The following is a 26,453-nucleotide window of genomic DNA, read 5'->3' as shown; positions in this document are numbered from 1 at the left end:
CGAAAACCATCCGCACCGCTCGCTCGCGGACCTCGGGCGCAAACTTGTTCGTTGTCTTGCTCGTCATGGCTCCACCTTCTCAGGAGTTGGAGCCTCCGACAAACCCGGCGCGGTTCAGTCCGCGGCGATTTCCTTGGCAGACTTGTGCTGAAGCCATTGCCGCAGGCAAACCTTCTCGCGCTCAGTCAATCTCGAAAGTGAATTGCGGTCGTCCATTGATGAATGGATAATGGCTCTCGCCGCTCCTCGATAGTACGGTCCCCTGGTAAAACGGGTTGAATGGCGTGCATCGTGCCCGCTTTTCGCCCGCAACAGCCGCTTAGCGGCGGCTCGCGGACCACCGGGAGCGGAAAGTATTCCATAACCCTTTGGTTGACGGCGAATAACCGAGACTGGTGGTTAGCGGGCTCACGAACGGCTTAAACTGGGGCGACTACGGCCCGGCCACTTTCCGTCCCGATACCTGCCGGTCGGCTCTTAGGCGGGGTGTGCTGATCGATAACGCCGGGGCGGCGAATAGTGGTGGATAACGGAACGACGGCTCTTGGCATGGAGACCCCAAACTACCTGTCCGCTATCGTGGTTCGCGATCAGAGGTAAAGGGCAGGATCCCGGTGACAGGATCCCGGTGACAGTGGATCCCGGTGACAGTGCACTTAATTGATGTCTTAGGTCGAGATGGAGATAAATGCACTGTCACCGGAACCCCGAGATGGAGATAAATGCACTGTCACCGGAACCCCTGTCACCGGAACCCCCGGAACCCCCACCGGAACCCCGAAACTTGCCGGTCGGCTTAGAGGTGGCTCGCGTCGATCGATGGGGCGGGAACGGGGAAAAGTGGTGGCGTGCGGTCCGGCAGCTTTCGGCCGGCGCCCCCAATCAGTGCTCACGGCACTAACAAATCGGTCGTCCGGGTAACTTTCTGATGTGCCAGCTTCCACACATCAAATTCGCCCGCGACATCGTCTCGATCCGAGTCGAGTGCATAAACGACGCCATAGGTGGCGGGGGCCAGCGTTGAAACCGCGCGCAAGAAGGTCTCGAGCGTTCCTGCCGACCAAGCGTGATTGCGACCATAGCCGGCAGTTGCCGCAATCCCGCCATATGTGGAATGGAGGTTGAACAGGTCGAAATTTAGTCCGCCCTCATCACATGCTCTTCGGAGCTTGTCGGAAAGTCTCTCAAACTTCGACTCATCGAGAAGGTCTTGCTCGATTTCGAATTTTTCCATTTCTTCCTCGGACAATCCGAGTTCGGACCAAGGCTTCCAATGCGGCCATCTCTGATCGCTAACCATCAACCAGATAAAGCATTCAAACATGCGCGCACTCTCCGGCCAGCGGCCTATTTGATCTCAGGTTAGACAAGATACGCGACGTGGCAATGTCGGCTATTGGGGCGGCTCTGGCCAGGCTACTTTCCGTCCCGATTCCCGCCAGTCGGTTTTCGGGCGGGTCGCGTCGATCGATGGCGCTGGAACGGGGAAAAGTGGTAGAATGCGGACGTTCAGGTGCTAGGTGTCAGCCATGGTAACAATCCAACGGCTTGGGCGGCTTCTGGTCACGACCGCATTTCTGGGGATGGCCAATTCCGCAAATGCCGCATCAGATCCCATCTGCGAGCAGGTGAGCCGCTTTCATCGAGCAGCTTTCGGGCAGGACGTTCAGCCCGCAGGTCGGCGGTGGGTCGAGCTGCACTGGGTCGGATTCTGGATGGATTTCCACGCTGGCTTCGGAAAGCAGTGTCTAAGCTCCCCTGACTCAGCGTCCCGACAGTTGTGCGCCTGGCTGGTTCCGCACAGTTCGACCGAATTCCCCAATTCCCTGCCGGAGCGAGTTCTCACCTGCTACGGCTATCGCTTTCCTCGTGGAGCACAATGGGGAAATTGGCGGAGCAATGTTTCCGTTCAGAGTCATGGCCGATGGTTGAAGTTAGAGATCGACTTCACCATGCCTCACCAGGCTGGTGCGATACGACTGTCCTCCTTTGATGCTGGACAAGACGACGCGTTGATTGAGATGCCGCCACTGACCGAGGTCGAGAGACCGCTATCCACGCATTAGGGTGTGGCGAACGTCCGTACCTGGAGCGCTAGCCGCCGGGTAGCCTTCCGCCCCGATACCTCCCGTCAGGCTTTCAGGCGGGTCGCGTCGCTCGCCGCTCCAGGTGCTTTGCAACGGCCGTTCGTGCTTGTCGCCGTCGATGTGGTGTATTATATGTGTGCCACACAATGTCGGAAGAGGGTCATATGCTCCGCAAAGTCATGCTCGCCGTCGCACTCGTATCGGGTGTCACCGCGACCCCCGTGCTGGCCAAGGGCTGCATCCGTGGGGCGATCGTCGGCGGCGTTGCCGGCCACTATGTCGGCCGCGGCCATGCGCTTGCCGGCGCTGCCGTTGGTTGCCTTGTTGCGCGTCACCATTATGCTCAGAAGGCCAAGGCGCAGCGGACATCGCCACATCGCTGAGAATGCTGGCTTAAATTGGGTACACAATACTAATTAGCTGACGAGGCATCGCTTCATGGCTTCGGTCGTTGGCGATACCTTCGCGCTCCGGTCAAGCCGGCCCGTGATCGCCGAGGGTGCCAGTGCAACACGGTTCCGCGCCAGCGCCCACCCCACCTCACCCCGCATCCCCATCCCCCCGCACCACCACCGCGCCGTTCGTCGTGTCAAAGATGAGGTCGTCGTCATAAGACGCCTTCGGATTGCGCCGATAGTGTTCGCGCTCCAGCGCGTTGTAGATCACCACCTGCGCCGCGCGCTGTTCGCGTTCCGCCTCGCGGACGAGCTGCGTCCAGCGGTGCTGCGCCAGCCGACTGCCCGACAGCGCCGCGCGCGTCATCGCGCGTAGCACCGCCTGGGCCGCCGGCATGCCGTCGCCCTCAGCGTCGTCGGCGAAGCTGCCATCCTCCTTCAGGCGGACGATGCGATAGGCTTCGGCGAGGATCATCGCGCGCGTCGGCTCGTCCGCGCCGAGCAGCCGGTCGCCCGGTCCGCCGCTGCGCTGGCGCCAGTCCTTTCGCCCGGCCGGGTTGCCCGACACGCCCTTGCGAAAGCGCCCGTCCGCGCTGCGTGGGCCTGGCGCGGCGGCGCTGCCATGGTCGCTCGCGCTGTCCGCGCTGCGGTCATGGCGTGATTCACTCTCGTCGCTTGGCATGCTCTTTCTCCGGCGATGAAGACTCCGCGCGCCCTCACACCCGATTCCGCGACAATGTTGAATCACGCCATCCTGCTGGCGCCTGCTTGGGCGCCTGCTCAGCAGGTGGCGACGACCTGCTCCGTCACCTGTTATGTTGGAGCGGCGTTTCCGGCGAGCCGTCTGATTTTGCGCGATAATCGCACCGAAAACGCGCACGCATATGCCGCGAAAAAAATGCAGTCCTGCTTTTGCAGGTCGAGCAGGTGCACCGCCGGGTCGCCCGCGCCGACATGCCGCGCCGCCGACAAGCAAAAGGGCCGCCCCCCGCTATGGGAGACGGCCCTTTCGAAGGCGCAGTGCGATCGATCAGAAGTGGAAGGCGATCGATCCGCGATAGCTCTGGTTGTACGCGTCGTCGCGCGAGATCGTCGTGTCGGCCGAGACCGACAGGTCGACCTTGCCGGTGGTGATCGTCAGCCCGCCCGAGATTTCCGCCCAGTCGCGATCACGGCCACCCAGCGAGAAGATCGCGTTCGGGCCATTGGCGCCGACGAAGTTCGCGCCGACCGACAGGGCCTGCTTGGTGAACTCATGGACGAAATAGCCCGACAGCTGCGGCTTGATCGAGGTGCCCCCCGACAGCGTGATGCCGGCGCGGCCCTGCAGGCTGTCGAGCGACGTGCGCGCATAGCGCAGCGCCGGCCCGCCACCGCTCTCGGCGAAGCTGCTCAGGTCGATATGCGATCCGCGCGCGGCGATGCGCGGCGTGATCGTCAGCTTGCCCGCGTCGAAAATCTTGCCGAGGCCGATTTCGCCGCTGATCGCCGGCATGCTGTTGTTGCCGGTCAGCGTGTAGGGCGTGCCGAGCACGCTGACGAGGCGCACCGTATTGGCCTTGAGCGAACCCGCGCTCATGATCGCGTCGAGTGCGATCTTGCCCGGGGTTTCGACCTTGGCATAGATGCTGCCCTGGATCAGCTCGGTGCGCGCGGTCTGCGGCGCGTTGACCGTGACGCCGTCGAGCTTCGAATAGGACAGCGAGACGCCGACCACCGCATAGGGGCTGACTTCCTTTTCGATGCCGCCGGCGATGAAGAAGCCGTCGAACGAGTCGCGGCCGCCCGCCGGGATCGCGGTCAGCATCGGGCGGCTATGGCCGTTGATGTAACCGCCGGCGAGATAGCCGCTCATCGACTCGGGCAGGCGCGCCTGGCTGTGCACTTCGCCACCGGCGTCGGTCCGCACCTCGGCCTGGCCCTGCAGGCCGTTGATCGCCAGCGAGGCCATCTGGAACGGCTTGCCGATCATCGTCAGCTTGCCGCCCAGGCTGCCGGCATGCAGGCCGGCGAGGCGGTCACGATAGAAGCGCGACATATTGTCGACGGTCGTCGTGGCGAGCCCGTCGCTCAGCGTCTGGTTGCGCGGCGCGAGGGCTTCGAGTTGCGCCTGGATCGTCGCGGCGTTCTGCAGGTCGAGCCCGAGATAGATTTCGGGCAGGCCGGGGGCGCCGCCGCCACGATCCTGGTCGAGCAGCTGGGCATAGGCCTTCTGCACCGGCGAGGTGCCCGAGACGACATCGGCATATTTGCCCGGCGTCACCACCACCTGCACCGCATTGGTGGTGTAGAGGAAGGTCGGCGACAGGATCGCGCTGAACGCACCGGCCGCGGTGTAGCTGCCGCTGACGCCGCCCGCCGCGGTCAGGATCGTGTAGATGTCGCCCGCCTTGATCGTATAGCCGGCGACCGGCGCGAAGCCGATCACGCCGCCGATGCTGGCGACACCGGTCGAGCTGCCATTGGCGACCACGGCGAGCTTGTCGGAGGCGCCGTTCGCGCCGAGGTCGATGAACTGCACCGTGCCCGACGACAGGATCAGGTTGCCGCCAAAGGTGATGGTGTTGGTCGTCCCCGCCGTGCCCGGCATGATCATGCCGCTGACGCTGGTGAAGAACGGCGCGTTGAAGCGCCCGGCGCCGGTGATGCCGCCGGTCAGCAGCATATAGTCGCCGACCGAGGTGATCGTGCCGTTATTGGTGACCAGGCCCTGCAACTGGTTGATGTTGATCAGGCTGGTCAGCGCGGCGCCGCTGTTGACGGTCAGCTTGGCCGCGGTGTTGTTGATCGTCAGCCGGTCGATCGTCACGGTCGAGCCGAGCGTCGTCGTGCCCGCCGCGCCCAGCGTCACGTCGAAATAGCGCGCACTGGTCTGCGTCGTCGCATTCGGGTTGATGTTGTTGGGCACGAAATTGGTCGCGCCGGGCAGGCCGTTGGCGAGCGTTGCCACCGGCAGCGCCGTGTTGCCCGGGGCGCTCGGCACATAACCCGTCGTGCCGACCAGCACGCCGTGATCGTAGACATTGCCGTTCTTGTTGTCGACGCAGACGTCGTACGCGAAGTTCGGTTCCTGATCGCAGATCTGGCCGAACTTGCCCGCCGTGCCGTTGACGCCGTCGCCGAGCGTGGTCGGGACGCCGTTGACCAGCTGCCCGTTGACGATCACGTTATAGGCCGGGTCGACATTGGTCACCCAATGCGTCGGGTCGGTCCAGTTGCCGTCGCCGGCAACGCTGCCGACATAGCGATAGGGGTTGGCCGCGGCGATATAGTCCCAGTACAAATAGAGCGGCTGATAAAAGGCGCTGGTGCCATAGCTTCCCGAAGGCTGCGCGCCGAAATAGCGCGTCCCGCCCGACAGCACGGCGATCACCAGCTGCTTGGCATAGGTGCGGTCGAGGATCAGCGGGCCGCCCGAATCGCCGGGGCCGGTAATCCCTTCGCCGGTCAGCGCATTGTCCTTGAAGATGTTGAAGTCGAACCCGCTGGTGCGCGCATTGGGCGCACCGCTGCTGTCGAAATCGATCTGGTAGAGATTCTGCGGCCGGCCGCGCGGTGCGATGCCGAACAGGTTGATGTCGATATCGTTGAGCGAACCGAGCAGGCCGAGATAATTCTCGGCGAGGCGGCGGCGATAATCGACGCCGACATTGCTGCCGCTGGTCGCGGTGCCGGTGTTGCCATAACCGTCGAGCACCACATGATAGCCCGTGCCGGTCGTATCGTTGATCGAGGAGGGCGCGGGCAGCGCCGAGAATAGCAGCGCCCAGGTCGGCACATTGGCGGCCGGCGTGTCGAGCGAGGCGACCGCGATGTCGGCTTGCAGGAAGTTGTTGGCCAGGCCCAGGTCGAGCGAGTGCGAATTATACTGCACCTGGTTCACATTGTAGAGGAAATCGGCGATCGACGTCAGATATTTGGCGCCGCCGGCGGTGCCGTTCAGCCAATGGCCGAACGCCGAATTGCCGGCGAGATTGTTGTTCGACGCGAAGCCGAAGGCGATCGGCAACTGGCCGGTGCCGGTGCCGTAACCCCAGGGGTTCATCGCCGCGCCGGCCGGGCTTTCGTTCACGCAGTGCGCGGCGAAGATCACGGTGCGCGGGTTGATCAGCGTGCCGGTGCACAGGCCGATGAAACCGTTCTTCTGGTCGATGATCATCTGGCCGACGCCGGTGACGTTGGTCGGGTCGCGATCGGTGACTGAGGTGCCCGGGGGCGCGATGACGATGCTCGGGTCGGTGACCGGCGCGGGGGCCACGCCGTTCTGCGCCTCGAGGACATAGCCGCCATTGCCCGACGATACGGGCTTCGGGTCGGCGCTCTGCGCCTGGGCGACGCCGCTGACCGTCAGCGAGAGCGTCGCTGCCGATGTCATCAGGGCAAAGCGCGCGGCTGCGGAACGCGTGGAATACGAAATCTTGGTCATGAATCCCCCCGGTTGGCTATCGGGGGATTTGCATCGGCCACCCCCGAACATGCGATTATGTTAATCGGCGGTTCAGGCGACGACAAGGCGCCGGCCGCCTCCATCGCGCTTTCGGCGACAAGTGTGGCGGGCATGTCACAAATGAGGAAAATGAAGCGACGCAAGGACTTGGCGATGGTCGCTGGACGATCTGGTCGGGGAAAGAGGATTCGAACCTCCGGCCCCTGCCTCCCGAAGGCAGTGCTCTACCAGGCTGAGCTATTCCCCGACAGATCGCAGAACCGCGCGCTGGTTCGCGCGGCAGGCGGTGCCCCTAGCCCAAGCCCGCGCGCGCTTCAACCCCCGAGCGCGGACATCATTGCGGCGATGCTGGCGAATTTCTCGCGCGGCGCGCCGGGCCGCGCGCGCGCCGTCTCGGCGGCCTCGATCTTCTGCCAGTCGCGGAAGGTGACGATATCGACCTTGCGCGCCTCCAAGAGCGCGTCGAGCCCGGCCCGCCCGACCTTGCCGGAGCCTTCTCCGATGTCGCCGGCGATCGTCTCGGCGGTGGCGAAGCCATCGGGCCGGTTGGTGCCGATCGTCCCGCTCGGCCCGCGCCGCGCCCAGCCGACGGCATAGAGCCCATGCGCGATTCGTCCCTCGTCATTGGCAAAGCGTCCCAGGGCCTCGTCATAGGGCACGCCGGCGATCGGCGGGGTGCGATAGCCGATGCAGCTCACCACCAGGCTCGCCGGAATGGCATAGGTCTCGCCGGTGTCGGCCGCGCGACCGAACTCGTCGACCCGCGTCCGCTCGACGATCAGCCGCTCGACCCGTCCGTCGCCCTCGATTCTCACCGGCCGGGCGAAGAAGTCGAAGGCGATCGTGATCGCCGCGTCGGGCCGCGCCGTCGCGAAGTCGCGCAGATGCCCGACCGACTTGCGCAAGCCGGGGTCGAGCGCCGCGTCAGCGCCCGGCGCGGGCAGGTCGTCCGGGTCGACCTGCGGCACCGCGCGCGCCAGATGGCCCAGCTCGCCCAGCTCCTTGGGCGTCATCGCGATCTGGTGCGGGCCGCGCCGCGACAGGATGGTGATCGTCTCGTGGATCGCGCCGCGCAGTTCGTCGAGCGCATGGCCGACAATGTCCGATCCGGCGAACTCCTCGGGCGCCTTGGCGAGGATGCGCGCCACGTCGAGCGCGACATTGCCCGCCCCGACCACCACCGCGCCCGGTCCGTGCAGCGGCGGGTGGAGGTCGGCGAAATCGGGATGCCCGTTATACCAGCCGACGAACGCCGCCGATCCGATCACGCCCGGCAGGTCGTCGCCGGGAATGCCCAGCGGCCGGTCGGCCGGCGCACCGGTCGCCAGCACCACCGCGTCGTACAGGTCGATCAGCTCGTCGACCGCGACATCCTTGCCGACCAGCACATTGCCGACGAAGCGCACATTGCCGCTCAGCGCGACCGCCTCATAGCGCCGCGACACGCCCTTGATCGACTGGTGGTCGGGCGCGACGCCAGTGCGGATCAGGCCGTAAGGCACCGGCAGCCGATCGATGATGTCGACCCGCACATCGTCGCCGAACTGCTTCTGGCACGCCTCGGCGGTGTAATAACCCGCCGGACCCGAACCGATGATCGCGATATGCCGCACGGGATGCTCTCCAGCCTTTTCGTGATGCTAGCGGCTTGGCAGGCGAGAGCAAGCGCGGCTAGGAGGAGCCGATGTTCCTGCTCGAGGTTGCCGCCTCCCTCCTCGTCCTGCTCAATGTCTGGCTCGTCGCGCGGCGGAGCATGTGGAACTACGCGTTCGGTATCGCCGGCACCTTTCTCTACATCTTCGTCTATTTCCACGCCAAGCTGTACAGCGACACGCTGCTCCAGGGCTTCTTCACCATCGCGCAGCTCTATGGCCTGTGGCAGTGGCGGCAGTCCGAACGGGAGGCCGGCGAGGTCATGGTCGAGCGGCTCGGCTGGGCCACGCGCGGTGCGGTGCTGGTCGCGATCGTCGTTGCCACGCTGGGATGGGGCGCGCTCGTGCATCGCTATACCGACGCGGCGCTCCCCTGGTGGGATGCGGCCGTGGCGATGGTCAGCATCGCGGCGCAGATCCTGATGTCGCTGCGGCGAATCGAGAATTGGTGGCTGTGGATCGTCGCCAACGTGTTGACCATCGGCCTGTGCGCGACGCGCCATCTGTGGCCGACCGCGGGATTGTACGTGATTCTGCTCGGCCTGTCGCTGTGGGGGCTGGCCAGTTGGCGGCGCGCACGGCAGGGAGCGCCCGCATGACTCGCACCATCTGCCTGCACGGCCCGGAAAGCACCGGCAAATCCACGCTCGCCCCGCAACTCGCCCGGCGGCTCGGCGGCGCGGTGATCGACGAATATGGCCGCACCTTCGCCGAGAAGCACGGCGTCGCCTTCACCATGGCCGATCTGGTGACCATCGCGCAGACGCACGATCGGCTGACCCAGACGGCGCGCGCCGGCGGGCTCGATCCGCTGCTGCTCGATACCGACCCGTTGATGACCGCGGTGTGGGCCGACATGCTGTTCGGCTGGCGCGATCCATGGTTCGATGCCTGGCAGGGTACCGCCGACCTCTATCTGCTGCTCGATATCGACCTGCCCTGGATCGAGGATGGCACGCGCATGTTCGGCACGCCGACCTTGCGTCGGCGCTTCTTCGACCTGTCGCGCGCCGAGCTCGAACGGCGCGGCGTGCGCTGGGCGCTGGTCGGCGGGGCGGGCGATGCCCGGCTCGACAATGCGCTCAGGGCGATCGCCGATGCCGGGGTGGCGATCGCCGCCTGATCAGCGGCGCGGGTGCGCCGCCTTATAGGCCTTCACCGCGGCGAGCGTGCCGCTGATATGGCCGAGCGGCTCCATCGCGTTCAGCACGTAGATGATCTTGCCGTCGGGCGCGATGACGTAGGAGGTGCGGGTCGTCCAGCCGGCCTTTTGCACCAGCGCCACGTCATAGCCCGCGATCGTCGCCGGCGTCGCCAGCCCGACCGGGAACTTGTCGCGGCACTCGACCTTGGTGAACTCCGCGATCCGCTCGGGGTTGCCCGCGGTCAGCCCGATCAGCGTCGCGCCCTTCTTTTTGAAATCGGCCGCCGCCTCGGCAAAGGCATGCGCTTCGGCGGTGCAGCCCGAGGTGAAGGCGGCGGGGAAGAAATAGACCACCACCGGCCCCTTCTTGAGCGCCTTTGCCAGCGCAAAGGGGAACTCCTTGCCCTTCAGCGCGGCCTGGGTGGTGAAATCGGGTGCCTTTGCGCCAACCGCCAGCGCGGCAAGGGCAGGGCTGGCTGCGGTGGCGGCGAGTGCCGCAAGCATCGACAGGGCAAGGCGGGCGCGCATCATCATCTCCTCGGGGGTTGTTGACGCGAGCCTAGCGCAACAGCCCGTGACGAGAAAGGGCGGCGGTTGCCCGCCGCCCTGTCCCGACGAAAGGATGATCGGCTGGCCTCAGGGCTGTGCCTGCGGCGCCGCCGCGGCGGCGTTGGTCGGCAGGCCGCCGAGCTGCGTCACCAGCTTGGTATAGGCGTCGAGATAGGCCAGCACGATGACCTGGCCGATCGCCGTGTCCTGATAGCCGCCGCCCGCCGCGCCGGCAAAGGCGCCGCCGCCGAACAGGCCGCCGCCCGCGCCGAAGCTGATGTCGGACTTGCGGGCATGGCCCTCGACCAGCGCCTCTTCCTCGGTGGTGCGCGCATTGACCACCGACAGGGTGACGTTGGCTTCTTTCTTGTTGACGTTGATGCCGCCGGCGATCGCGCCCGCCGCGCCGAGGAAGCCGCCGGCATGGCCGAGCAGCCCGCCCAGCACCGCGCCGCCGCCGCCGCCGCCCGAATGGGCATTGGCGGTGACGATGTCGGGCTGGAGGAAATAATCCGCCGCCTTGACCTGGCCACGGCCGAGGTTCGACCCGGCCTGCAGCTCGCCGCTGTCGGCCATCGCGCGTTCCATGTTGCGGCTGGCCATCGCGGCGCCGCGATTGACCAGCTTGAAGCAGCCCGACTTCTGGACGAAGATCTTGATGATCGCCTCGGGGCTGCCGAGGTTGAGCTCGCGCCACCATTGCTTGTCGGGTTCGACGATGGCGATCGTGCCGAGCATCCGGGTGCAGACCGGAATCTGCGCCTCGCCCTTGGTCTGCTTCTGATAGGCCGAAGAGCCACGATCCTGCGCCAGGGCGGGCGTGGCGACGAGCAGGGCGGCGAAAGCGGTAGCGGAAAGCAAATAACGCATGGGATCCCCCGAAAGCGGCGCGCGCCCCGTCATCGGGTGCGTGCGTCATGAGACATACGACCGTGTCGATCCCTTCTACCACCACCCGGCGCGTCGCGCTAGGACGGAACGGACACCATCGGCGGCCATTGCGGGAAGGCGGCGCGCGCCCTAAGCGCGTGGCCATGACGACACCCCTGGACCGCATCCGCAATTTCTCGATCATCGCCCATATCGACCATGGCAAGTCGACGCTCGCCGATCGCCTCATCCAGCAGACCGGCGGGCTGACCGCGCGCGAGATGAGCGAGCAGGTGCTCGACAACATGGATATCGAGCGCGAGCGCGGCATCACCATCAAGGCGCAGACCGTGCGCCTCGCCTACAAGGCCAAGGACGGGCTCGATTACGTCCTCAACCTGATGGACACGCCGGGCCATGTCGACTTCGCCTATGAGGTGAGCCGTAGCCTCGCCGCGTGCGAGGGCGCGCTGCTCGTCGTCGATGCCGCGCAAGGCGTCGAGGCGCAGACGCTCGCCAATGTCTATCAGTCGATCGAGCATGATCACGAGATCATTCCCGTCATCAACAAGATCGACCTGCCCGCCGCCGACCCGGAAAAGGTCAAGGCCGAGATCGAGGAGGTGATCGGCCTCGATGCGTCGAACGCGGTGCTGACCTCGGCCAAGGCCGGGATCGGCATCGAGGAAGTGCTCGAGGCGATCGTCACGCGTATCCCGCCGCCCAAGGGCGATGCCGATGCGCCGCTCAAGGCGATGCTGGTCGACAGTTGGTACGACCCCTATCTCGGCGTCGTCATCCTCGTCCGCGTGATGGCCGGCGTGCTCAAGAAGGGCCAGTTGATCAAGTTCATGGCGACGGGGACGCAGCACCTCGTCGACCGCGTCGGCTGTTTCCGCCCCAAGATCGAGCAGCTGAACGATCTCGGCCCGGGCGAGATCGGCTTCATCACCGCGCAGATCAAGGAAGTCGCGCAGACCGCGGTCGGCGACACCATCACCGACGCCAAGCGCCCCGCCGCCGAGGCGCTGCCCGGCTTCAAGCTCGTCCAGCCGGTGGTGTTCTGCGGGCTGTTCCCGGTCGACGCGGCCGATTTCGAGAAGCTGCGCGAGAGCATCTCGCGGCTGCGCCTCAACGACGCCAGCTTCACCTTCGAGATGGAAAGCTCGGCCGCGCTGGGCTTCGGCTTCCGCTGCGGTTTCCTCGGCCTGCTGCATCTGGAAATCATCCAGGAGCGGCTGACGCGCGAGTACGATCTCGACCTGATCACCACCGCGCCGTCGGTGGTCTACCAGATCGAGCTGACGCATGGCGGTGGGCATATCGAGCTGCACAACCCGTCGGACATGCCCGATCCCAACAAGATCGCGTCGATTGCCGAGCCGTGGATCGAGGCGGTGATCTATTGCCCCGACGAATATCTCGGCAGCATCCTGAAGCTCTGCCAGGATCGGCGCGGCATCCAGAAGAACCTGACCTATGTCGGCGGCCGCGCCCAGGTGACCTATGAACTGCCGCTCAACGAAGTGGTGTTCGATTTCTACGACCGGCTGAAGAGCATCAGCCGCGGCTATGCCAGCTTCGACTATCACCAGATCGGCTATCGCGAGGGCGACCTCGTCAAGATGAGCATCATGGTCAATGCCGAGCCGGTCGATGCGCTGAGCATGATCGTCCACCGCGGCACCGCCGAGAGCCGGGGCAGGGGCATGTGCGAACGCCTCAAGGACCTCATCCCGCGCCATCTGTTCAAGATCCCGGTGCAGGCCGCGATCGGCGGCAAGGTGATCGCGCGCGAGACGATCGCGGCGATGCGCAAGGACGTGACCGCGAAATGCTATGGCGGCGACGCCAGCCGCAAGCGCAAGCTGCTCGACAAGCAGAAAGAGGGCAAGAAGCGCATGCGCGAGTACGGCTCGGTCAGCATCCCGCAGGAGGCGTTCATCGCCGCGCTGCGCATGGGCGACGAGAATTAGGGGAACCTTTCCGGTGCCGTGACGCGGAAGGCACGCGCGGGGCGCGGGCGATGACATGACGGCGCGGCAATGCCGACCGCGCCGCTATAGCCGCCCGGCCAGCTTTCAGGCATTCAGTGCACCCTATGGCCCGCAAGCATTCAAAGCATGATCCCTATGGCGACCTCGACCGCGAGGAGGAGGCGCCGGCCGCGCCGGTCGCGTGCTGGCTGTGCGAGCGGCCGATGGGCAAGACCATCGTCTGGCACCACCCCGTCCCCAAGAGCCGCGGCGGGCGCGACGTCGTGCCGATGCACCCGATCTGCCAGCAGACGCTGATGGCCAATTTCAGCAATGCCGAACTGCAGCGCTACGGCATGGATGTCGCGCTCCTGCTCGCCAACCCCAATGTGCGCAAGTTCGTCGACTGGGTGGCGAAGAAGGACCCGGATTTCACCGCGACCACGGCGAAGAAGCAACGCTGAGCGGGCCGCTAAGCTCCACCTTCACCCCACGCCATCCCCCCGCACCACCACCGTCCCGGTGGTCAGATCCATGATCAGGTCGTCGTCGAACGACGCATCGGGCGATCGCCGGTAATGATTGCGCTCCAGTGCGTTGTAGATCGCCGCCTGCGCGGCGAGCTGCTCGCGTTCCGTCTCGCGCACGATCTGCGTGAAGCGATACTGCGCCAGCCGGTTGCCGCTCAGCGCCGCCCGACCCATCGCGCGCCACACCGCCGCGTTGAGCGGCATTTCATGCGTCACGCCATCCTCCTTGAAGCTGACCAGGGCATAGGCGTGAGTCAGGATCATCGTCCGTGTCGGCTCGTCGGCGCCGAGCAGCCGATCGCCGCGCGATCCGCTCGCGCGCGCCTTGGGCGGTCGTCCCGCCGGGTTGCCCGACTGGCCCTTGCGCCAGCGCTGCGCCGGTGGCGGTGTGCCGCCCTTCCTGCTGACCGGGGCGTTGGCGTGAGCGGCGGCGGCGTCGCCGACGGCCGCTTCCTGCGCATCCCGCGCACACGCTGATTCACTTTCGTCATATTCCATGGCTTGTCCTCGGCCGATGTTGAACCCGGCCGCCCTCACACCCGATTTCGCGCGCCTGTTGAATCATGCCGTGCACCGCGACGCCCTTCCGCGCTCTGTTATCGCCCCTGTTACGGCCTCTGTTTCCGCGCCGACGCGCCCTGTTCTGCGCCCCTTTCCGCTCTGTTATGGTGGATCGCCGAAATCCCGCAGGCAATTGATGTTGCGGAAGAATAGGGCGGGGGGCTGGTCCGGTGCACCGGCAAAAAATATCGTCGCCCCTGTTATGGCGGCGATAACAGGGGAAGCCGGCCCGTTTCGGCCCGATCGTGACAGCTTTTTCACATGGCCATGCGGTTGCCGCCACCGCATCAACAGGATACCGCAGGCGCCAATGCGCCGGGGATATTTCACAGCGACATGACCGCCTCACCGATCTTCTATGATGCCTCCGGCCGGCGCCGCCGCCGCTTCGCGCTCGGCGTCGCCGCCTTCGTCGCGCTGCTGCTCATCTCGGTGATCGCGCTGGTCGTCTCGATCGGCGCGGTGCCGCGGCCCGCGCTCCTGCCCTTCCAGGCCGAGCATCCCGCGATGACAAAATTGCCGCCGCCGCGCGGCTCGCTGCTGGTGCGCGCGCAGCGCGACGTGCGCGGCTATGCGCGCTTCCTCACCGGGGCGCCGGCGCGCGGCGTGCATGAGGATACGCAGATCGCGGTCGGCTTCCACGTGCCGTGGGATCCGTCGAGCGCTGCCTCGCTGCGCCGCCATATCGGCGATCTCGACTGGCTCGTGCCGGGCTGGATCTCGGTCACCGGCGCCAACCATCAGATCACCACCTTCGGCGATTCGGCCGGCCGCCAGATCATCAACAGCACGCAGCGCCCGCCGCTGATCCTGCCGATGGTGCAGAATGCCCTGCAGGGCGTATGGGACGCCAAGGGCATGGAAGCGCTGCTGCGCAGTCCGGTGCTGCGCAAGAAGCTGATCGATCATCTCGAGGGTTATCTGCTCGCCAACCATGCCGGCGGCGCCTTTTTCGACTTCGAGGAACTGAGCCCGGTGGGGCGGGCCGATTACCGGCTGTTCCTGCGCGAGGCCAAGGCGCGCTTTGCCAAGCGCGGCTGGGTCATCGCCATCGCCGTGCCGGTCGGCGACGAGGGCTGGGACGTGAAGAGCTTCACGGCCATCGTCGATCGCGTGTTCCTGATGGCCTATGACGAGCATGAGATCAGCGGCGACGCCGGCCCGATCGCTTCGCTCGCCTGGTTCGAGCAATCGATCGCGCGCGCCGCGCGCGGCGTGCCGCGCGGCAAGCTCGTCGTGGCGATCGGCAACTATGCCTATGACTGGCACGACAAGACCGGCGACGCGATGTCGATCGACGAAGCCTGGGCGGCGGCGCGCGAGTCCGAAACCGTGCCGACCTTCGATCCCGCCAGCGGCAACAGCGGCTTCGCCTATCAGGAAGGCGCCACCCGCCACGTCATCTGGATGCTCGACGCGGCCTCGGCCTATAACCACCTCAACTTCCTGCAGCGCGCCGGCATCGGCGGGGTGGCGTTGTGGCGCCTCGGGGCGGAAGACCCCGGCCTGTGGTCGATCTTCGGCCGCGCGCACCGCACGCTACCGGCCGCCAATGTGATCGAGAACATTCCCGCCGGTACCGAGGTCGATATCGAGGGCGCGGGCGAGATCCTCAAGATCACTGCGGTCCCCGTGCCCGGCGAGCGGCGCGTGACCACGGCACGCAACGGGCTCATCGCCAAGGTCGATTTCACGCAATTGCCATCGCCCTATGTCGTGCAGCGCACCGGCGATCGCCCCCGCATGGTCGCGCTGACCTTCGACGACGGCCCCGATCCGACCTGGACGCCGCGCATCCTCGACATCCTCAAGGCAAAGAAAGCCCCGGGCACCTTCTTCATCGTCGGCGAGAATGCGCTCACGCAACACGGGCTGCTCGACCGGCTGGTGAGCGAGGGGCACGAGGTCGGCAGCCACACCTATACCCACCCCAATCTCTCCGGCGCGACCGATACCGAGACGGCGTTCGAGCTCAACACCACACAGCGGCTGTTCGAGGCCTTTGCCGGCCGGTCGCTGCGGCTGTTTCGCGCGCCCTATTTCGGCGATGCCGAGCCGACCACCGCGGACGAAATCGAGCCGGCCTTGCAGGCGCAGAATCGCGGCTACATCTCGGTCGGCCTGCACGTCGATCCGGGCGACTGGAAGCGCCCGGGCACGCAGGTGATCATCGACCAGACCATTGCCCAGGTGACCGGCGCCCAGCCTTGCGCGGGCGCCGGGCCGGGCGACGTCCAGTGCAGCCGCAACATCATCCTGCTCCACGATGCCGGCGGCAACCGTCAGCAGACCGTCGAGGCGCTGCCGGTGATCATCGATCGGCTGCGCGCAATGGGCTATACCTTCGTGCCCGTCTCGACGCTGGCCGGGCTGACCCGCGACCAGGCGATGCCGGCCTTGACGGCGAGCGAGCGCACCGCCGCGCAGACCGACCTGTTCATCTTCGGCACGCTCGGCGTGATCATCGTCGCGCTCGGCTGGATCTTCCTCTTCGCCATCTCGATCGGCATCTTCCGCGCCATCGCGCTGTCGGCGCTGGCGCTGCGCCAGGCACGGCGCGAGAGCCGCCTCGTCTTCCCCGCGATCGACCCCGATCGCTTCGTCACGGTGATGATCCCGGCCTTCAACGAGGCGACGGTGATCGAGCGCGCGGTACACGGCGTGCTCGCCAGCACCAACGTCCGGATCGAGGTCATCGTCATCGACGACGGCTCGACCGACGGCACCAGCGACATCGTCAGCGCCGCCTTTGCCGACGATCCGCGCGTGCGGCTGCTGACGCTGGAAAATGGTGGCAAGGCGCGCGCGCTCAACCAGGGCCTCGCGCTCGCCACCGGCGAGATCGTCATCGCGCTCGACGCCGACACGCAGTTCGAGCCGACGACCATCGCCCGCCTCGCGCGCTGGTTCGTCGACCCCGAACTCGGCGCGGTCGCGGGCAACGCCAAGGTCGGCAACCGCGTCAACATCGTCACAAAATGGCAGGCGCTCGAATATATCACCGCGCAGAATCTCGAACGCCGCGCGCTCGCCAGCCTCAATGCGATGACGGTGGTGCCCGGCGCGGTGGGCGCGTGGCGGCTGTCGGCGATCCTCGAAGTCGGCGGTTATCCCGACGACACGCTGGCCGAGGACCAGGATTTGACCATCGCGATCCAGCGCGCCGGCTGGAAGGTCACCTATGATCAATATGCCGTCGCCTGGACCGAAAGCCCCGAGACGCTCCGCGGCCTCGCCAAGCAGCGCTTCCGCTGGGCGTTCGGCACGCTGCAATGCCTGTGGAAGCATGGCGGCGTGATGGCGCGCGGCAAGCCGCGCGGGCTCGCCTTTCTCGGCCTGCCCCAGGCGATCCTGTTCCAGATCATACTCGCCGCGATCTCGCCGATCATCGACCTCGCGCTGCTCGTCAGCTTCGCGATGACCTATCTCGCGGTGCAGGCGCATGGCTGGGCGCAGGCTCAGCATGATGTCGAGAAGATGCTGCTCTACTGGCTGGTGTTCACCGCGATCGACATGCTCGCCGCGACCATCGCCTTCGCGCTTGAGCGGCGCGAGAAATGGAGCCTGTTGTGGCTGCTCATTCCGCAACGCATCGGTTATCGTCAGGTGATGTATTATGTCGTGCTGAAAGCAATCGCCCAGGCGCTGCGCGGCCCGCGCGTCGGCTGGGGCAAGCTCAAGCGCACCGGCCGGGTGACGGTGTGATGCGGGCATTGCTGGCCCTGCTGCTGATTGCTGCCGCCCCGGCGCCGCGCGACGATTTCGTGCAGCGCCTCGCCGCCGCGATCCGCAAGGCGGATCCGTCGGCGACCGTGACGGTCACCGATCCTCGCACCCTGACCATCAAGCGCAAGGGCCATGACGACGGCAAAATCTACACCGACAGCATCGACCGCTTTTGCGAGGCCAACAGCGCCGGCGACTGCGAGGTCGAGCGCGCGGCCTTCATCCGCAACACCGCCGCAGCGGCCACGACCGACTATGAGACATTGAGCCCCGCCCAGCTTCGCGTCGTGGTCCGTGGCGACGATTATGTCGCCAGCTACAGGGCTGCGCTCGATCAGGGGAAAAAGGGCGTGCTGGTGACCAGACCGGTCGCGCCGGTTGTTACCGCGATGCTGGCGGCGGACTTCCCGACCACGACACGTATGGTCAGCACCAGCGATCTCGACCCGCTCGGCCTGACGATCGAGACGGCGATGGCGCTTGGCGAGAAGCAGACCGTCGCCGATCTGCCGCCGGTGCCGAAACTGGCCGACATCAAGGGCAAGCTGATCGCGCTGGCAGGGTTCGATTATGGCGCCAGCCTGATGCTGATGCCGGAACGCTGGCACGATCTGGCCGATGCCTCGGGCGGGACGTTGTTCGTCGCGATACCTTCCGACGACAATGTCCTGGTCGGCACCGCGACCAGGGCGGAGCTGTCCGCGTTGCGCACGATGGTCGCCGACAGCATGGCCCATGCCCGGCGCGGCGTCTCGCCCTTGGTCTATCGCTGGTCGCCCACCGGCTGGGTCGTGGCAGAGTAGCCACCGATGGCACGTCTGCTCCTCGCCCTGTTCGCGCTGCTGCTGATCGGCGCGGCGCCCGCGCCGCCCGTGGTGCTCGCCGCGGCGAGTCTGCAGGAGTCGATGAGCGCCGCCGCCGATGCCTGGGCGCGCCAGGGCCATGCCCGGCCGGTGATCTCGTTCGCCGCCTCCTCGGCGCTGGCGCGGCAGATCGCGGCGGGGGCGCCGGCCGACCTGTTCGCCTCGGCCGACGAGGACTGGATGGACGAACTCGCGCGTCAGGGGTTGCTCGCACCCGGCACCCGCGCCGACTTCCTGCGCAATCGGCTGGTCGTGGTCGCGGCACCCGGCGGCCCGGCGCATATCCCGGCGCGCGGCGCGGCGCTGGCGCGGGTGCTCGGCGCGGGGCCGCTGGCGATGGCCGACCCCGACAACGTGCCGGCCGGCAAGTACGGCAAGGCCGCGCTGATCCGGCTCGGCGCGTGGGACGCGGTCGCGCCGCATGTCGTGCGGGCGGAGAATGTCCGCGCGGCGCTCGCGCTGGTCGAGCGCGGCGCGGCGCCCTTTGCGATCGTCTATGCGACCGATGCGCGTGCGTCGAAGCTGGTGCGTGTCGTCGGGCTGTTCCCTGCCAGCAGTCACCCGCCGATCGTCTATCCGCTGGCGCGGCTCAGGACCTCGACCAGTCCCGAGGCGGAGGGTTTTCGCCGCTTCCTGCTGTCGCGCGCGGGGCAGGCGATCTTCGTCCGCTTCGGCTTCAGCGCGCGGTGAGCGCGCGGTGCTGAGCCCGGCGGAGTGGGGCATTGTCGGCCTGTCGCTCAAGGTCGGGCTGGTGGCGATGCTGGCGACGCTGCCGGTCGCCTTCGCACTGGCCTGGCTGCTCGCGCGCGGACGCTTCCCCGGCAAGCTGCTGCTCGACGCGCTGGTCCACCTGCCGCTGGTCGTGCCGCCGGTGGTGACCGGCTGGGTGCTGCTGCTAGCCTTCGCTCCCGCCGGGCCGCTCGGGGGCTGGTTGCAAGGCTGGTTCGGCGTGTCGGTGCTGTTCCGCTGGACCGGCGCGGCGATCGCGGCGGGCGTGATGGCGTTGCCGCTGATGGTGCGCGCGATGCGGCTGTCGATCGAGGCGGTCGACCGCCGGCTCGAGGGCGCGGCGCGCACGCTCGGCGCGGGGCGCTGGCGCGTCTTTGCCAGCATCACGCTGCCGCTCAGCCTGCCCGGTATCCTCGCCGGCGCGGTGCTCGGCTTTGCGCGCGGGCTGGGCGAGTTCGGCGCGACGATCACCTTCGTCTCCAACGTGCCGGGGCAGACGCAGACGCTGCCGCTGGCGATCTATGGCGCGCTGCAGACCCCCGGCGGCGACGCGCTGGTGTGGCGGTTGTCGGCGATCTCGGTCGCGCTGTCGTTCGTCGCGCTGCTCGGTTCCGAGCTGTTGGCGCGGCGGGCGGGCAGGGGGCTGCATGTCCTTTGACGTCGATGTCAGCAAGCGGCTCGGCGAGACCGCGATCGCCTGCCGCTTTGCGGTGGCCGAGGGCCTGACTGTGCTCTTCGCGCCGTCGGGCGCGGGCAAGACCAGCGTGCTCAACATGATCGCCGGGTTGCTGCGCCCCGATGCGGGGCATGTCCGCGTCGGCGGCGAGACCTTGTTCGACGCCGCGACGGGGACCGACCTGCCGCCCGAGCGGCGCGGCGCGGGGTACGTCTTCCAGGAGCCGCGGCTGTTCCCGCATCTGCGCGTGCGCGCCAACCTGCTCTATGGCGCGAGCGACGATACGCGCCTGGCCGAGACCACTGCCTTGCTTGGCATCGACCAGTTGCTCGACCGCTGGCCGCGCAGCCTGTCGGGCGGCGAGGCGCGGCGCGTGGCGATCGGCCGCGCGCTGCTCAGCAAGCCGCGCTTCCTGCTGCTCGACGAGCCGCTGTCCTCGCTCGACCGCGCGCGGCGTGAGGAGATCATGGCGCTGATCGAACGGCTGCGCGACGCGGTCGGCCTGCCGATCCTGCTCGTCACGCATGATGCGGCCGAGGCCGAACGGCTAGGAACCCGTATCGTCGCCCTGTGAACCGCGCCGGCGCAGCAGCACACGCGCCAGCTGGAGGAGCGCGACAAACACCACCAGCGCGACGACGACCAGGACGATGATGTGCACCTTGCCGGCGATCCGGTCGATCAGCGGATCGAGCGCGTGGCCGACATAATAGCCGAACAAGGTGAACACCGGGCCCCACACCGCCGCCGCCAGCGCGTTCAGCGGCAGGAAGGTGCGGAGCGTGACCTTCGACGTGCCGATCGCGATCGGGCTGACGGTGCGCATGCCGTAGATGAAGCGGAAGGCGAGGATGAACGCGGTCGGCCGCCGTTCCAGCAGCCGCATCGCGCGGGCGAAGGCCGGCTTCTCGTGGATGCGGACGATCCAGCGATGGTTCTGAAAGCGTCGCCCGAGCGCGAACCAGATCTGGTCGACGACGAACGAGCCGATCGCGGCGCAGATGCATGCCGGCACCAGCGGCACGAGGCCGCGATGCGCCAGCACGCCGCCGGTCACCACCACCGCCTCGCCCTCGACCCCGGCCCCCAGCAGGATGGCGAGCAGGCCGTATTTCACCACCAACGTCTCGATCGTCATGCCACGCCGATTGCCCGATCGCGCGGCGGCGCGCCAGCCATGTCGCCAGCCATGTCGATCGCGTCACCATGCCGGCGCGGCGCCCGTCAGGCCTAGGCCGCGGCAAGCTCAGCCGCACTGCCGGGAAAGTAATCGCAATCGCATGGCCCGATTCCGGGGACATCCTTCACGCCGGCACCGGCCGCGCCATCGGTATATTGCCACGCCCAATAGCTGTCCCAAGTTGGATGCACCCGCGGCGCCTGCGTGGTGTAGGCGGCCCACCATGGCCGATAGGCGGCGAGATCGGGCTGCGGCTTGCTCCCGAAGCAGGTGAACATGAAGGCGCCGGTATAGAGCTTGGGCTTGCGGCCGATCGCGGTCTCGAAGCGCTGCAGCAACTCGCGGGCAATGGCCGGCGTGGTGGTGTTGGTGGGGTGGGGGTCGTTATGCTCGAAGTCGAGCGCGACGAAGGTCTTGTCGTCGGGTTCGGCCTGGGCGAGGAAATTCGCCGCCTGGGCCGCCGCCGGCGCCGCGGTCGCGAAATGATAGACGCCCCATAACAGCCCCGCCGCCTGCACCGCCTGGCGTGTCCTGGCGAGGAAGGGATCGACATAGGTCGCGCCCTCTGTCGCCTTGTAGACGACGCCGAGCACCCCCGCCGCGCGCGCCTTGCCCAAGTCGAAGCGGCGCCTGGAATCCCAATTGTGATGGGAAAGATCGATGAACGATGGAGTCATGTTGGTCCCTCCTGCAATATTCTGCCTGATATGATGGCGAGTCGCGGCAGTAGCGTGTGCAGCAGGATGTTGAATCAGGCTGGCGGCGTAAAGCGCAACAGTATCCGGAGTGGTGCGACCGCGCGGATGATGCGATGGTATTGCAATATAGTCGTGTCATATCATCGATGAACGGACAGAAGGGTTCATTTTGGCTCTTGTCGTCTGTGGGAAAGATAAAACCAGGCGTGGCCAAGATTGCGGCTGTCGGCCGTACGATAGGAAAGATATCGCTGGCGTGTTGGAGGCGGCGGACAAATATCGCGAGCGTAACACCTTCCGACCCCGGCAAGTAAAAGGGCTATTATGCGGGGCGAGCTGCGGCACTTTCGTCGGCAATAAAAGAGCGCGGCTTCGTATATCGGAATCTACGGAAAAAGGGATATTCCAACCTGCGTTATTGGCGCGGACCATCCAACGACTGCCGGCCGGGCTATCCGATGACTGGTCCTTTTCGGGAAGGGTTATGCGGATAAATGGCATGTTGACGCCTTTCTGCTTGTGGCGCGCGCGACGACTGTCCAACAGCCGGGAAGACGCGCGTGGTTGCGGTTAATCGGCGAGGATGACGCGGGTGGCGGCGAGGTTGAATCGCGCCGAAGCGGCAGCCCCACATCGCATCGCGGTTCGGCCCGCCGCCGCCCGGCGATCCGCGTGTCAGCCCCGGATGCGATTTCGGTTGCGCCGCGTGCGCGATGGCTCTTGTGTCGGGGCCGGTGCGTGTCTGCCCGATCGATGGTGGGTCCGCGCGATGCCGGGAGACGTCCGATGCAGCAGGCCCCGATGTTCAGCCGCCGTGGCGTGATCGGCGCTGCGGCAGCTTTGCCGATCGCATCGCAGCTTGCCGCGGCGATGGGCAATGACGAAGCCTATTGGCGCGGTGTCGCGGCACAATATGACGTGACGCCCGATGTCATCCAGCTGGAGAACGGCAATTGGGGCATGATGGCGCGGCCCGTGCTGGCGGCCTATGCCGCGCAGGTCGCGCGGGTGAACCGGCAATCGAGCTTCTATGCGCGGCGCGGGATGAACGCGGACCTCGACGCGGTGCGCCACGAACTGGCGCGCGAAATGGGGGTGGGCGACCAGGAGGTTGCGCTGACGCGCAACGCGACCGAGGCGCTGACGAGCCTGATCCTCGGCTATAACCGGCTGAAACCGGGCGACGGCGTGCTTTATGCCGATCTCGATTATGACTCGATGCAATCGTGCATGGAGAGTTTGCGCGAGCGGCGCGGCGTGACCGTCACGAAGATTGCATTGCCCGAACCGGCGACGCGCGCATCGCTGATCGCCGCCTATCGCAGCGCCTTCGACGCCAATCCGCGCATCAGGCTGGTGTTGCTGACCCATGTCAGCCACCGCACCGGGCTGGTGCTGCCGATCCGCGAGATCGTCGCGCTGGCGCGGGCGCGCGGCGTGGATGCGATCGTCGACGCCGCGCATAGCTGGCAGCAACTCGACTTCCGACTCTCCGATCTCGATGCCGATTTCGTCGGGGTGAATTGCCACAAATGGCTGGGCAATCCGCTCGGCGTCGGTGCCGTCCATGTCCGGGCGGGGGCGCTCGACCGGATCGATCGCCACCCGGCGAACCCGGCCGACATGCCCGATACGCTCGAGGCGCGCATCCACACCGGCACGGTCGATTATGCGGCGCAGCTGACCCTTCCCGCGGCGCTGGCGTTTCAGCGCGGGATCGGCGCCGCGCGCCGCGCCGCCCGGCTGGTCGCGCTGCGCGACCTATGGGTGAGCAAGGTGCGCGACCACCCCCGGATCCAGATACTGACGCCGGACGACCCCGCGCTGCACGGCGGGATCACCTCGTTTCGCATCGCCGGGCTGACGAGCGAGGCCGACAACAGAGCGGTGGCGAAGCGGCTGCTCGACCAGCATGGCATTTTCACCGTGCACCGGACGGGCGTGGCGAAGGGCGCGTGTGTTCGCGTGACGCCGGCGGTTTTTAATATGCCGGGGGAGATGGATCGGTTGGCGCGGGCGTTGGTTGCGATTGCTTGAGGTTATTGGGGGTGCGTGATGCGGTGGGGAGCGATTGGCCTTCCTTCCCATGATCGTAGTTTTGCTAGCCCGCGCCGAGGCTGCCCTTGCCGAAGCGATCGAGGAAGGTCTTAATGCTGGTTTAGCGTAAGATCTGATCGACATCGTTAAACTCGCTGCCGCGAGAGCTGGGTGATGTGCCGGTGTGGATGATGAAGGCTGGCTTGAGCGGGATGGGGATGACCTTGGCCCCGTGGTTGCCGATGATATCGACGCGCGGCGTGGCGCTCGTAGCTTTGCAACCACACCGCCTTGGGATTTGGGCGCGAAGGCACCGGCAGCTCGTGATTGTCTTGACAAATTGGCGCTTATCGTCCATATTTAACCTACCTTATCCGGCAGGAAGCTGTGACCGTCGAAGCTGAGCTAGACGAGAATACAGGGGACTGCATAAGTGCCGCGTCAGTCATGATCAAAAGGCTGAATTGCTGCACTCGGCGAGCGTGCTACGTAGGTAGACGACTCCGTGGTTGATGCTCAGTTATAGTTTCTGGCGATTAGCCAACAATTGAAAGCGAGTTGCACAATGTGCGGCTCGCTTTTTTATTTTGTCGGCAGAAGATGGTCGTTGGGGAATATATTTATGTATCTTCTACGTTCAGGAGTCATGTCGCGTTGACCGGAGTCTCCATCAGTGAGCGTTGATCTTAGAGTAGAATGCTTGGCTGATGAAACCTCGTAGTGAAATCCTTTGAAGATTGAAACGCCGAACCGAAACCGTCCGGCGATAAACTGCTCCGACCCAACTCCCGTGGGATGAGGCTGCCCATGACAGACCGCATCCCCAGCTGGCTCAAATATGACGTTGCGGTCATCCTCATATTTCTTTTGACCATCGACTCGCCGCTGTCGAAATTTTTGATAAAGCCTTTCGATCGTTGCCTTTAAATAAGCTTCGTCCAGGCCTCTGTACCAAAATCGTCGCAGCTCATCGCTTAAATCAGATCTGAAATTACGCAAAGGTAATGGGAGCGGAGAAGTTTTTCGTCCGCTGTACACAGCCTGCGAGACGACGTGCATAAGTGACAATACAACCTTCAACCGACGTTCGATAAATATCTTCGTTGGGCTATTCTTGTGCATCAAATCAAGCGGTACAAATTCTATCCAAGCCGACCGGCCAAATGCTTCCCAGAGGATCTTGAGTTGGTCAGCGGCAGGAGGTCCATATAACCAAATAGAAAATCGCGCCGTCTCAAGCTGATTTCCATCACCAGCTAAAAGAGAGAACAGCGCTTTGACAGCTACGTCGACGGTCTGCTGACTCACTCCAACAAATTTCTTTCCGGCTGCCGGAGATATAATTTTCGAATTCGCAATTCGGCCTTCTAGCGAGTGAAGCTCGCTTGATAAAGAGGCTGATGCTCCAATAAATAGAACGTAATGTTTTGTTGACATCTAAGAAAGTATTTTAAGAATGATATCAAGAGGGATGGTGATTCTGCTTCTATCTCCATCCGATATATTTTCAAACGCGTGCTTAAGGCTAGCAATCCGATCATGAGAGATTGTTGCTCTCGCGACATGTTTTCTCAAAAATCGTGAAGCACCGAGGTTATTTTTTGCCAGCCAATTATCGATTCGCTCACGGGTTGCCGCTACCTTTTCCGACATAGGCATCACTTGATCGGGAGCGACGATATCGTTCTTGGTTATTTCATACGCACCTCGCGGAGCGGGGGCGACGTCGTTCAAAATCTGTAGCTGACCATTCTCTCCGATGACAACGTGTCGGGTCGAATGAATGGGTTTGAAGAATGCGTTCCAAAAATCTTGATCATACGAAATCGGAGAGCCCGAAGATCGCCGTTCTCCCGCCTTTTGGAAGAGGCTGGCGAGATCGTCGGGCAGGAGTTCTCCGGAAGGAACAAGACCTATTTTCTCAACTATTTCAGGATGTTGAACCATCTGCACGACAGGCCAAGTCCGAAGAAATTCCTTAATTCCCTTGGGGAACTCTGTGCTGTAATTAGCAAATTCGTTTTTAAGTTTTGTCCCCAATGCGCTTAGCAGCATGGCCTTGTGAGAGCCGTCCTGAGTGTCATCCCAAGCCGTTTTTACTGCACTGACAATAAAATCATGCACTGGGTTTGTGCCTTGGTCGGCTTCGGGCATTTAATGACTTTCACTTGCAGGTAATGATACTCAGCTTGACGTAGCTGGGCTTAACCTCGGATTCAACGGGCTCGTGATCGGCAAGTCGCGCGCGGTTGACGCGACATTTCCCTGTCCGCGAGAGAAAGGGCTGTCACTGAGAACTCGGGTGACTTGTTCTTTGCACAACTTCGGAAGGG

Annotated in this window: 22 protein-coding genes and 1 tRNA gene; 11 read left to right on the top strand and 12 right to left on the bottom strand. The window is 65.2% G+C overall.

Going from position 1 to position 26,453, the window contains the following annotated elements:
- Nucleotides 1–889 precede the first annotated feature (889 nt).
- On the bottom strand, nt 890–1,324 hold the full coding sequence (locus U1839_RS03880) for an Imm7 family immunity protein (protein ID WP_332802354.1): 435 nt from the start codon (nt 1,322–1,324) through the stop codon (nt 890–892).
- 927 nt (nt 1,325–2,251) lie between these two features.
- On the opposite strand from U1839_RS03880, the gene U1839_RS03875 reads away from it, so the two are divergent.
- Nucleotides 2,252–2,470, top strand: coding sequence for a hypothetical protein (locus U1839_RS03875; protein ID WP_332802353.1), 219 nt, complete (start codon nt 2,252–2,254; stop codon nt 2,468–2,470).
- A 157-nt stretch (nt 2,471–2,627) separates the two neighbouring features.
- On the opposite strand, the gene U1839_RS03870 is transcribed toward U1839_RS03875, so the two are convergent.
- The 4 genes from U1839_RS03870 to U1839_RS03855 form a co-directional block, all read right to left on the bottom strand.
- Nucleotides 2,628–3,164 carry a DUF5681 domain-containing protein gene (locus tag U1839_RS03870; protein WP_332802352.1) on the bottom strand — a complete coding sequence of 179 codons (537 nt, stop codon included), beginning with the start codon at nt 3,162–3,164 and terminating at the stop codon, nt 2,628–2,630.
- A gap of 348 nt (nt 3,165–3,512) precedes the next feature.
- A complete protein-coding gene (locus U1839_RS03865) occupies nt 3,513–6,908 on the bottom strand; it encodes an autotransporter domain-containing protein (protein WP_332802351.1) in 3,396 nt (1,131 codons plus the stop codon).
- 191 nt (nt 6,909–7,099) lie between these two features.
- Nucleotides 7,100–7,176 (bottom strand) — tRNA-Pro (locus U1839_RS03860).
- Nucleotides 7,177–7,243: 67 nt separating this feature from the next.
- Nucleotides 7,244–8,542, bottom strand: a complete 1,299-nt coding sequence (locus U1839_RS03855; protein WP_332802350.1) for an FAD-dependent oxidoreductase — start codon at nt 8,540–8,542, stop codon at nt 7,244–7,246.
- A gap of 71 nt (nt 8,543–8,613) precedes the next feature.
- Here U1839_RS03855 and pnuC point away from each other — a divergent pair, with 71 nt between their 5' ends.
- Both pnuC and U1839_RS03845 read left to right on the top strand, forming a co-directional pair.
- Nucleotides 8,614–9,180, top strand: coding sequence for a nicotinamide riboside transporter PnuC (gene pnuC / locus U1839_RS03850; protein ID WP_332802349.1), 567 nt, complete (start codon nt 8,614–8,616; stop codon nt 9,178–9,180).
- Entirely contained in the window at nt 9,177–9,704 is a 528-nt protein-coding gene (locus tag U1839_RS03845; RefSeq protein WP_332802348.1) for an AAA family ATPase, read from the top strand. Before pnuC ends, U1839_RS03845 begins: the two co-directional genes overlap by 4 nt.
- Here the strand turns inward: U1839_RS03845 and U1839_RS03840 are convergent, their stop codons facing one another.
- Both U1839_RS03840 and U1839_RS03835 read right to left on the bottom strand, forming a co-directional pair.
- Nucleotides 9,705–10,256, bottom strand: coding sequence for a redoxin domain-containing protein (locus U1839_RS03840; protein WP_443030561.1), 552 nt, complete (start codon nt 10,254–10,256; stop codon nt 9,705–9,707).
- A gap of 105 nt (nt 10,257–10,361) precedes the next feature.
- Nucleotides 10,362–11,144 (bottom strand): CsgG/HfaB family protein, encoded by a 783-nt coding sequence (locus U1839_RS03835; protein WP_332802346.1) that lies wholly within the window; start codon nt 11,142–11,144, stop codon nt 10,362–10,364.
- 164 nt (nt 11,145–11,308) lie between these two features.
- Between U1839_RS03835 and lepA the strand changes: the two genes are divergently transcribed.
- A complete protein-coding gene (gene lepA / locus U1839_RS03830) occupies nt 11,309–13,120 on the top strand; it encodes a translation elongation factor 4 (protein WP_281128791.1) in 1,812 nt (603 codons plus the stop codon).
- Nucleotides 13,121–13,245: 125 nt separating this feature from the next.
- Complete coding sequence (locus tag U1839_RS03825; RefSeq protein WP_332802345.1) at nt 13,246–13,584, top strand: hypothetical protein; 339 nt, start codon at nt 13,246–13,248, stop codon at nt 13,582–13,584.
- A gap of 21 nt (nt 13,585–13,605) precedes the next feature.
- Here the strand turns inward: U1839_RS03825 and U1839_RS03820 are convergent, their stop codons facing one another.
- Complete coding sequence (locus U1839_RS03820) at nt 13,606–14,148, bottom strand: DUF5681 domain-containing protein (protein WP_332802344.1); 543 nt, start codon at nt 14,146–14,148, stop codon at nt 13,606–13,608.
- A gap of 399 nt (nt 14,149–14,547) precedes the next feature.
- Here U1839_RS03820 and U1839_RS03815 point away from each other — a divergent pair, with 399 nt between their 5' ends.
- Genes U1839_RS03815 through U1839_RS03795 form a run of 5 tightly spaced genes read left to right on the top strand, consistent with a single transcriptional unit; the run spans nt 14,548 to nt 20,779 of the window.
- Nucleotides 14,548–17,916 carry a trifunctional glycoside hydrolase family 18/polysaccharide deacetylase/glycosyltransferase family 2 protein gene (locus U1839_RS03815; RefSeq protein WP_332802362.1) on the top strand — a complete coding sequence of 1,123 codons (3,369 nt, stop codon included), beginning with the start codon at nt 14,548–14,550 and terminating at the stop codon, nt 17,914–17,916.
- Nucleotides 17,916–18,740 carry a DUF1444 domain-containing protein gene (locus U1839_RS03810; protein WP_332802343.1) on the top strand — a complete coding sequence of 275 codons (825 nt, stop codon included), beginning with the start codon at nt 17,916–17,918 and terminating at the stop codon, nt 18,738–18,740. Before U1839_RS03815 ends, U1839_RS03810 begins: the two co-directional genes overlap by 1 nt.
- A gap of 6 nt (nt 18,741–18,746) precedes the next feature.
- Nucleotides 18,747–19,490 carry a molybdate ABC transporter substrate-binding protein gene (modA, locus tag U1839_RS03805; protein WP_332802342.1) on the top strand — a complete coding sequence of 248 codons (744 nt, stop codon included), beginning with the start codon at nt 18,747–18,749 and terminating at the stop codon, nt 19,488–19,490.
- A 7-nt stretch (nt 19,491–19,497) separates the two neighbouring features.
- Nucleotides 19,498–20,187: a molybdate ABC transporter permease subunit gene (gene modB / locus U1839_RS03800; RefSeq protein ID WP_332802341.1), complete on the top strand. Its 690-nt coding sequence runs from the start codon at nt 19,498–19,500 to the stop codon at nt 20,185–20,187.
- A complete protein-coding gene (locus tag U1839_RS03795) occupies nt 20,177–20,779 on the top strand; it encodes an ATP-binding cassette domain-containing protein (RefSeq protein ID WP_332802340.1) in 603 nt (200 codons plus the stop codon). Before modB ends, U1839_RS03795 begins: the two co-directional genes overlap by 11 nt.
- Here U1839_RS03795 and U1839_RS03790 read toward each other — a convergent pair.
- Together U1839_RS03790 and U1839_RS03785 are read right to left on the bottom strand one after the other, a co-directional pair.
- Nucleotides 20,753–21,343, bottom strand: a complete 591-nt coding sequence (locus U1839_RS03790; RefSeq protein ID WP_332802339.1) for a DedA family protein — start codon at nt 21,341–21,343, stop codon at nt 20,753–20,755. The two genes, U1839_RS03795 and U1839_RS03790, sit on opposite strands and share 27 nt — an antisense overlap.
- Before the next feature lie 92 nt (nt 21,344–21,435).
- Nucleotides 21,436–22,062 (bottom strand): glycoside hydrolase family 25 protein, encoded by a 627-nt coding sequence (locus U1839_RS03785; RefSeq protein ID WP_332802338.1) that lies wholly within the window; start codon nt 22,060–22,062, stop codon nt 21,436–21,438.
- Between the two features lie 807 nt (nt 22,063–22,869).
- Between U1839_RS03785 and U1839_RS03780 the strand changes: the two genes are divergently transcribed.
- Nucleotides 22,870–24,120, top strand: coding sequence for an aminotransferase class V-fold PLP-dependent enzyme (locus U1839_RS03780; protein WP_332802337.1), 1,251 nt, complete (start codon nt 22,870–22,872; stop codon nt 24,118–24,120).
- 582 nt (nt 24,121–24,702) lie between these two features.
- Here U1839_RS03780 and U1839_RS03775 read toward each other — a convergent pair.
- The gene (locus tag U1839_RS03775) at nt 24,703–25,557 is read right to left on the bottom strand and encodes a hypothetical protein (RefSeq protein ID WP_332802336.1); all 855 of its coding nucleotides are present in this window, start codon (nt 25,555–25,557) and stop codon (nt 24,703–24,705) included.
- Entirely contained in the window at nt 25,558–26,274 is a 717-nt protein-coding gene (locus tag U1839_RS03770; protein ID WP_332802335.1) for a hypothetical protein, read from the bottom strand.
- Nucleotides 26,275–26,453 lie beyond the last annotated feature (179 nt).

It is taken from the genome of Parasphingomonas halimpatiens (assembly GCF_036663795.1).
In the GTDB taxonomy this organism is placed as follows: Bacteria; Pseudomonadota; Alphaproteobacteria; order Sphingomonadales; family Sphingomonadaceae; genus Sphingomonas.
This window is presented reverse-complemented; position numbering and strand designations above follow the sequence as displayed.